Raw genomic sequence first — 2,930 nt, 5'->3', positions numbered from 1 at the left:
AGTGGCGGAGGCGGTGAAAGCGCGAGATCGGCTTCGTCTGCCCCCAACTGCCGTCAGCCGAATCCTTTTAACCATAGGAATTCATATAATTTATTCGCCGTGCACCCTCTGCCGCCCCGTGGTGGCACTGATACAGGCCAATGCGGTTTTGTACCCTCGATTTGCACACCGCACCGGGGGACCACGCCATGTTGACAGTCAAGCAGATCGAAGCCGCACGCTACGGTGTTTCCCCGGTGCGCCTGTCCGATGGCAATGGCCTTTATATCCGGCTGAACAAGGGCGGCGGCAAGACATTTCAGTTGCGCCTGACCGAAGGCACCCGGACCCGGTGGATCACCCTGGGGCGTTATCCTGATGTGTCGCTCAGGGATGCGCGGGTTCAGGCCGTCCTCAAGAAAGCAGGACACGACAGCCCGGACCAGACCGCGCCTCTCAACACGCCCACCCAGCTACCGGACTTTCCGGAACCCTCGGGCGATGTGCCCAGATTTCAGGACTTTGCGAAGGTCTGGTTCGACCGGAAGAAACAGGGCCTGTCAAATGGCAAACACATCGAGCAGAACTGGTCGACGCTCAAGACCTATGCCTTTCCACATTTCGGAAAGCTGCCGCTCAACGAGATCCGTCAACGTCACATCATCGCGGCCTTCGACCCGATCTGGCGGGTCAAGCACGAGACGGCAAAGCGAACCTTGGGCCGGGTGAAGGAGGTCTTCGAGCTCGCGAAGGTTCTGGAACATGCCGAGGTGAACCCCGCAGATTTCAGCCCTCAGATCGCGTTCGGTCGGGTGCGCAAAGAGACGAAGCACCATGCAGCCCTCTATTGGGGGCGGGTCCCCGAGCTGTGGCAATGGCTGGTGAGCGACGCGCGCGAGGAGGAGGACGTCCGGCAGATGATGATGGTCATGCTTTTGTCTGCGAAGCGGACGAAGGAAGTCCGGTTCATGGCGTGGGATGACCTCGATCTGGAGGCTCGCATCTGGACCAGTCGAGCGGAGCACATGAAGATGCGTCGCGAACACCGGGTTCCGGTCTCAGCGCAACTGGCGCAGGTCTTCGAGAATATGCATCTGCTGAACGGGAATAAGGACCAGACCTTTGCACGCCCGCGCAACAAGTCCGGCGTCATCTGCGAGAACCGGGCACGCCTCGGGTTCCAGACCTTCGATGCGTCCATCACCGGCCATGGCATGCGGACGAGTTTCCGGACCTGGGCGCGCAAGCAAGGGTGCTACGCCCATGACGTCATGGAAACCGCGCTGTCGCACGAGAAGGATCAGCTTGTGCAGGCCTATATGCGGGATGACCTGCTGGAAGAACGTCGTGCCCTGATGCAGGATTGGGCGGATTACGTGACAGGCGGGACGATGCCACCGCGCCTTGCGGATCACCTGTAGATAACCTTGCTCCGCCGTGTTGCAGCGGCGGGGCAGAGTCAGGTGCCGTCGCCAAAGTAGTCGACGACTTCGAGGCTGCGGATAAAGCTCTCGACCTCGTGTTTTAGCCAGCGCACCGTGCGGGTGCCAAGACGGCGGGGGAGTGGGAAATGCTCGTCGCGCACAAGCATCCGTTCCAGTGTCGACTCGCTGATCCCGAGCATGCGGATCACCTCCCACCGGTCGATGAGTTGAAGGTCAGGCTGTGGCTTGGTCATATGGGGCTCCTTGGCTCGTGTTTCCGAAGACATATGTCGGAAATTCCAGGCCACACCCGGTTATCCACAGGTATCGACAGCATCTGGGAACGTCCCGGCCAGCGGCCCAGGGGGGTCAGGCAGCCCTTGGCTTGGTGTTTCCAAAGAGGGCGGAGCATCCTCTTTGGTGGGGTTTTGAAAGGGGCGAAGCCTCTTCACCGGATCGGGATAACGCAAGTTATGCCGAGTAGGTTATGCGACCAGGTTGTCCTTCATTAAGCATATGACAAACATACCATATTCAGAACGGCTTTTGAACTTTCATTGAGGCAGCGGATGCTTGCCCCATGACAGATACAAAAACCCATACCCTCCGGGATGCGACAGCGTCCAATCCCAATGCTGTTTCCGTTCGCATCGAGCCCAAGACGATGTCGCGCGCGAAGTTCCAGCGGCGGCATGACTTCCGGATCGGTGCGCAACCGGTTTACGTGGACGGGGACCGTACGGAACTGAACCGGCCCCTCATGCCGCTGCGTCCGCTGCCCGATATCCAGCAGGAGAACGAAGCGTTGCGGCTGCGCGCAGGCCGGACCCGCAAGATGAAATCCAACGCGGCCGTGGTGACTGTTGGCATCATCACCTTCGGGCATCGCGCCCAGGAGGCATTCAATCGGTTGCCTGATGAGAGGCAGGATCGCGCGTTCAAAGAACTGGCGCATGAGATCGCGGTTCAGCTGAAGACATCGCTGGAAGCGCTGGTCGTCCATCTCGATGAGACCGCGATCCATGCGCATTTTACCCTGCGCGCGTACAACGACGACGGAGAGCCGATCAGCAACGCCACCCGCCTCGGCGATATGTCCGCGTTGCAATATCTGGCGGCTGAGGTGATGCAACGCTTCGCGCCCGAGATCGAACGCGGCAACAGAAAGAAGGCGCGGCTGAAAGCCGGGGCTGACTACCCGGACACGCTTCACCGGACTGTGAAACAGCTGCGCGCGGATCTGCCGCAGGAGAAGGCGACGCTGGAGGCCGAGATCGAGGCGATCTCGCTAGAGCTCAGTGACCAAAAGGCGTCAGTGGAGAAGACCCATAGACACCTGAGGAAATTAGAGGCGAAGGCCGAATTGACGGAAAAAGAGATCAAACGAAAAGAGACCTACAGCCAACGGCTGGAAAAGAAACAGGCGGCCATGGCCGAGGATATGAAGAGGCTGGAGACGCGGCAGGCCAGTCTGGAAACAGCAATGGCGCAGGAAGCGGAGGCCATTGAGAAAGAAAAGCAGGCTGT

At 59.6% G+C, this 2,930-nt stretch carries 3 protein-coding genes; 2 read left to right on the top strand and 1 reads right to left on the bottom strand.

The window, feature by feature from the left end:
* Nucleotides 1-188: 188 nt before the first annotated feature.
* Nucleotides 189-1,400 carry a tyrosine-type recombinase/integrase gene (locus CR254_RS17775; protein WP_180956068.1) on the top strand — a complete coding sequence of 404 codons (1,212 nt, stop codon included), beginning with the start codon at nt 189-191 and terminating at the stop codon, nt 1,398-1,400.
* Between the two features lie 38 nt (nt 1,401-1,438).
* Here CR254_RS17775 and CR254_RS17770 read toward each other — a convergent pair whose 3' ends face one another.
* Nucleotides 1,439-1,657, bottom strand: a complete 219-nt coding sequence (locus CR254_RS17770; RefSeq protein ID WP_180956067.1) for a helix-turn-helix transcriptional regulator — start codon at nt 1,655-1,657, stop codon at nt 1,439-1,441.
* 326 nt (nt 1,658-1,983) lie between these two features.
* Here CR254_RS17770 and CR254_RS17765 point away from each other — a divergent pair.
* Nucleotides 1,984-2,930: plasmid recombination protein (locus tag CR254_RS17765; protein ID WP_145996785.1), on the top strand; the 947-nt coding region annotated here is incomplete at its 3' end.

This window comes from Pontivivens marinum, assembly GCF_900231835.1.
Lineage (GTDB): Bacteria > Pseudomonadota > Alphaproteobacteria > Rhodobacterales > Rhodobacteraceae > Pontivivens > Pontivivens marinum.
This window is presented reverse-complemented; position numbering and strand designations above follow the sequence as displayed.